Source organism: Ligilactobacillus equi DSM 15833 = JCM 10991 (assembly GCF_000615765.1).
Classification (GTDB): domain Bacteria; phylum Bacillota; class Bacilli; order Lactobacillales; family Lactobacillaceae; genus Ligilactobacillus; species Ligilactobacillus equi.
The window spans coordinates 1-4,904 of sequence record NZ_BAMI01000088.1 but is presented as its reverse complement, the minus strand read 5'-3'; the positions used below and the strand labels follow the sequence as shown (position 1 = coordinate 4,904).

Sequence of the window (4,904 nt, the reverse complement as noted above, 5' to 3'; positions counted from 1 at the left end):
TAGTTGACGATGAAGCTGAGATTGGCACGACTTTCATCTGATTGTAAGAGATATTCATAGACCACCGGCTTGTTAATCTTAAGGTATTCCAAAGTATGGCGGATGAGGTAAAGTAGGTCTGTTTGCACCGTATAATCACGAGTAGTGTAGGCAACTTTTCCCATAAAAGGGGTATTTTCTTTCAAATGCCGAGCTGGCTTAAAGGTACCTTTTAAGTGGGTATCATTATGCTCGAAGTACCGATACTCCCGGTAAATTCCCTTGCGCATAGCTTGGTTTAAGTAGCGGGGGAAAAGATAAAACATGAAATCGTAGTAACTATCGCTGAGCCCCAAGCCACTTTCGAGGTTTACGAGCTTAAAGTCCATAACTTTTTGTAGTAAATAATTTAAGAAGAAATCATCATTTTGCGAGAACCGCGTATGAATTTCAAGTTGTTCATCTCCGTAACCCAGAAAGCCAATCACATTTCCGGTTTTAACCTGTTGATTGAAACTTTCAAAAATTTTACTTTGGCCATCCAATAAGGATTGGTCTGCATCCCGGCGGGCAAAAACTAGGAGTTTATCTTCTAGATCAAGTTGGTCAAGAGTTTGGTCGAGGAGATAACTACTAAGCTGGGGATAGGTCTGTTTAAATTGGGTCTTGGAATAGCGTTGATTGTCTTCAATCCACATCATAGTCATCATCCAAATCGTAAGCGTGGTGGAAGTCTGCAATGTCTACTTGGCCGAAGTTACCACGGAGATATTCCTTAATGAGGGGTTCAAGGAAATCATCCCATAAAGTATCAAAATCATAGTCCAAATGCTTGAGGTTAATAAAGTAGCTAGGACCGATTTGGTAATTTTCATTTAATCCCGGCGTGGAGACAATCATTTGGTTAAGAGCTTGCAGTCTTTTTTTGGCTTCAACAACATACTCAGGGTCCAACTCTTCATCTAGCATGGACAAGCGGTCATCAGCCTTAATTTCGATAAAGCGGAAGCGTCGGCGCATAGCGAAGTCGAAGGTGTCCACGGAACGGTCAATATCATTCATGGTCCCTAAAATGTAGACATTTTCTGGGATGAAAAATTTTCATCATCGTCATGAAGGTTTTGGTATTGGGTTTTAACTGCTCCACGCATCCCACGATAGCTGGGATCGATACTATAGAAAAGTTCTCCGAAGATTTTAGAAATTTCTCCGCGATTAATTTCGTCGATTACGAAAACGTAAGGGCGTTGGTCCAACTGTTTTTGATATTTTTCAAGTTCTTTTAGTAGAACTAAATAGTAAGAAGGTTCCCAAGCGCTGGCTTTTTGGCGATTACGCGATGCCAAAAAATCATCCTTGATCTCTTTGACACTGCTGAAAGTTTTAGGACTTTCGTAAAGGTGACGTAAGTAGCTAAGTTTTAAACGGGCTTTCGGTTCTTTATTCTGGGGAATATTCAAGATAATTAAATCGTCTTGTGGTCTAATTTCCGAAATATAAAATTCTGAGTGTCGTATTTGTGTTTCAAAGCGAGTTTCGTCTAACTGCAAATCTTGTTGGAAACTTGCAAATTGATTTTTGAAATTAGGTGTGTTACGGCGCGCTTGTTCATTGATAAATTTTTTAAAGGTTCCATCAACCAAGGAGAATTTAACATCATCCCGACTTCCTTTGGTGGGGCGTAGACCTTCCACAAAATCAGTGTAATCATAGCTTGGATGGAATTGCACAAATTTGAAGTGGTCGGAATAAGGTAATTCGTCGCTATCGATACCAATTAAGTTAGCGGCAACCTCATTTGCCAAGTAGCTTTTCCCCGTCCCAGGAGCGCCGTGTAAAATAATATTTTTGGATTTACGTAATTTTTGAGTTAATACTTCCACGAGAGAATCATTTACGATTTGCTTTTTGGCGTCTTTATATTCCCAATAGGTAGTTACTAGCTTGCGAATTTCCGTTGAATTAGGTGAGCGGGAGCCAAGTTTAATTTCTTTGATAGTTTCTGAGTCGTGCTTCTCGGAATTAAAAATTTGGAAAAGAAGCTTACGGTTCGTTTCGTCGTAACGGTTGTATACCAGATTATAATTGCCATCGTCAACATAACCAGCGGTCCAGATTTTTTTACCATTTCCGATTTTATTATAATTCCAGCCAAATTTTGTGCCGTCAATTTCAATATCAGAAAGGTCGCTGCGCTTTTTCTCCCCTATGATGTATGTATTTTTAAGAGCCTGGTTTTCATCGTAGTTACCACCATTATTTTGAACGCACCAATCGCTATACCGGATGAATTCTGTCAAAACCAGGGTTAATTCTTCGACACGATCCATAATTGTGTCCTCCTAAAGCGTATTTTCCTTTATTTTAGCACAAAGTTAGAGTGTGGAGATTGGGAATAAGAAAAGTTCTTTTTTAATTAAAGTTGACGACGAAATACTTTCAGTTAGATGAGGAAGTTGCCTAAAATTTAGGTATCCAAGTTGTGGCAACAATTACACCTCAGAAGTCCGTTGGTATGACGGGCTTTTTCTCTTGGTGTTATTAACTAGAAAATAAAACAATGTCACCAGGAGGAGTTTTCCCGTCAAGAATGCACTTTTATTTATTGTTCGAGCTACTTACGTTATAATAAAAGTGGAAAATTATTCACAAAGGGGGAGTTTAATGATTGTTTCAACAACCGTCCTGTTAGTGGCGGCCAGTGTTAGTAATATTGTATCCAAATTTAATAGTCGGATTGCTGATAGTTACATTGCTTTAGCGATTGGAATTATCATTGCCTATATTCCGATTTTAAACGCGTGGGTCGCACCTTTTCATACAGAAGTTTTCATGATTGGGGTGGTGGCGCCTCTATTGTATATTGAAGGGCAAACCACGAGTTTAAGTAGTGTTAAAAGTGAATTAGGCAGTATCATTGGGGTTACGGTAACCTTAGCGGTGGTAACGGCGATTATGACAGGATTTGTGGTTAATTTAGCTACGACTGCGGCAATTAGCTTACCGATTGCCTTTTTAATGGCTTCGATTGCGACACCGACGGATGCCACAGCGAGTGAATCGGTGCGTGTCGGTCTGGAAATGCCACAAGGGGTCGAAAAAATGCTTAAGATGGAGTCGCTTTTCAATGATGCAACCGGGATTGTCTTGTTAAACGGGACGCTCCTGTGGGCGACAGCAGGACAGTTAAATGTTGGCGGTTCAATCAACGAGTTCATCATTGCTGCTGTCGGAGGAGCTTTTCTAGGGATTGTGGCCGCCATCACCCTTATTTCCTTCCGGCAAGGACTTTCACGGACCAATATGGATTCTACTTCAGCGCAGAATTTGATTTTCATTATGACGCCATTTATTGTTTACTTTTTGGCAGAAGAACTCCATGTTTCGGGTGTGATTGCCGTGGTTTGTGCCGGTTTATTACAAAATAATGAAGGTCAGAGAAGTCGCTTTGTTAACCCCCGCCAATTCCATAACGGGTTGCAACTAGCAGATTGATGCGTGAAATTCTCAATGATATGGTCTTTGTGATTTTAGGAATTATGTTAGTGCGGATTTTCCGCGAAGACTTTGGCTATCATCTTGATACTCGCCATCCATTCTTCTGGATTGTTGCCGGAGTGGTTATGTACGTAATGGGCTTACTGGCACGTTATCTCTATATGCGTTTTATGCGACGTAGCCGTCGAGACAGCTTACTTTTTAGTTTAGGTGGAGTGCACGGTGCGGTAACCTTAGCTCTGGTCTTTATGGTTCATGCCGATGATATTGGTAGAAGTGCTTTTAGCATGTTAGTGTTGTCTGAATCAGTTTTGGTTTTACTGTCCATGATTGTTCCGACAGTGGCCTTTAAGTTTCTATTACCTCATGGTTTATCGCAAAAAGAAGAGTTAGTGGAATCTGACCGAATCCGGCAAGCCATGGTGGCCAAAGCCATTAAGGCGGTAGAATCGATGTATTTACCGACCAAAGTTAAGGTTAGCGTATTGTATGACTTGCGAGATCAAGTTAACCTCAACACTCTCAAGGATTTCTGGAAGGTTTGGCTGATTTCTGCTCGTTATCCGGAATTAACGCCAGCAGAAACGGAATTGCAGATGCGGGCCTTACGCTATGCTTTTGTGGTAGAACGTGATTACCTCGATGAAATTTCCCAAATGGAGCACATGGAAAATTATGTTTACAAAATTTATAATGATGTCTTATTGTCAGAGTCAATTTTATTAAATTCGACTGGCAAGTTAGATGACTAAAGGAGGAATTTAGTTATGTTAGTTACAACGACAGAACACATCCCAGGTCGCAATTACGAAATCTTAGGTGAATGTTTTGGAGTCACTACTCAAAGTCGCAATGCCTTTTCAGATATTGGTGCGGGACTTAAAAGTATTGTTGGTGGTGAAGTGCGCGGTTATACCAAGATGTTAGAAACTTCACGCGAGATGCTATCCAAAAACTTAAGAATGAAGCCCAAAAGATGGGGGCAGATGCGGTTGTTATGATGCGTTTTGACTCCGGTTCGATTGCAGCAGAAATGATGACCGTTGTGGCTTACGGCACGGCCGTTAAGTTTACTAATTAACTATAAAAGGCGTAACCAAGGATGGTTGTGCTTTTTATGGCTAATTTTTTCAAGAAAACGTTTTCTTGGTATAATAGATGCGAGGTGATATTATAAATGGAAATGTCAGAAATTTTAGTACAAGAAAATCAAGCAAGTTTACCTAAATTTGGTTTGGCAGATATTGATCGTTTAGCAGCGATGGTTAAAGAAAAAGCGGGCAACAATTGGGATAAGATTTGTCTTTTGATTGCTTTAAACCACCGAATAGTTTACTTCCACGCTGGAACCCAAACGACCGCAGAAAATAATAATTGGATTAAGAAGAAGCTCAATACAGTTTACTTTTTTGAGCATAGTTCCTTAT

General features: G+C 40.3%; 4 protein-coding genes and 2 pseudogenes. 4 read left to right on the top strand and 2 right to left on the bottom strand.

What is annotated here, in order from left to right; genetic code table 11:
- A partial coding sequence (locus JCM10991_RS11220) for a 5-methylcytosine restriction system specificity protein McrC (protein ID WP_439645947.1) occupies window positions 1-689 on the bottom strand: 689 nt, incomplete at its 3' end.
- Window positions 667-1,244, bottom strand: a pseudogene (locus JCM10991_RS14715) (AAA family ATPase); the annotation flags it as partial. The pseudogene JCM10991_RS14715 and the gene JCM10991_RS11220, both read right to left, overlap by 23 nt.
- Before the next feature lie 1,399 nt (window positions 1,245-2,643).
- Between JCM10991_RS14715 and JCM10991_RS14705 the strand changes: the two are divergent.
- From JCM10991_RS14705 to JCM10991_RS11200, 4 genes and pseudogenes are all read left to right on the top strand, one after another.
- On the top strand, window positions 2,644-3,474 hold the full coding sequence (locus tag JCM10991_RS14705) for a cation:proton antiporter domain-containing protein (RefSeq protein ID WP_051528018.1): 831 nt from the start codon (window positions 2,644-2,646) through the stop codon (window positions 3,472-3,474).
- Window positions 3,474-4,229 (top strand): cation:proton antiporter, encoded by a 756-nt coding sequence (locus JCM10991_RS14700; protein ID WP_051528017.1) that lies wholly within the window; start codon window positions 3,474-3,476, stop codon window positions 4,227-4,229. The genes JCM10991_RS14705 and JCM10991_RS14700 overlap by 1 nt, the downstream gene beginning before the upstream one ends.
- A 15-nt stretch (window positions 4,230-4,244) precedes the next feature.
- Window positions 4,245-4,489: pseudogene (locus tag JCM10991_RS13965) on the top strand (heavy metal-binding domain-containing protein); the annotation flags it as partial.
- A 165-nt stretch (window positions 4,490-4,654) separates the two neighbouring features.
- Window positions 4,655-4,904 (top strand): heme-degrading domain-containing protein (locus JCM10991_RS11200; RefSeq protein ID WP_025021533.1); only part of this gene is annotated, 250 nt, incomplete at its 3' end.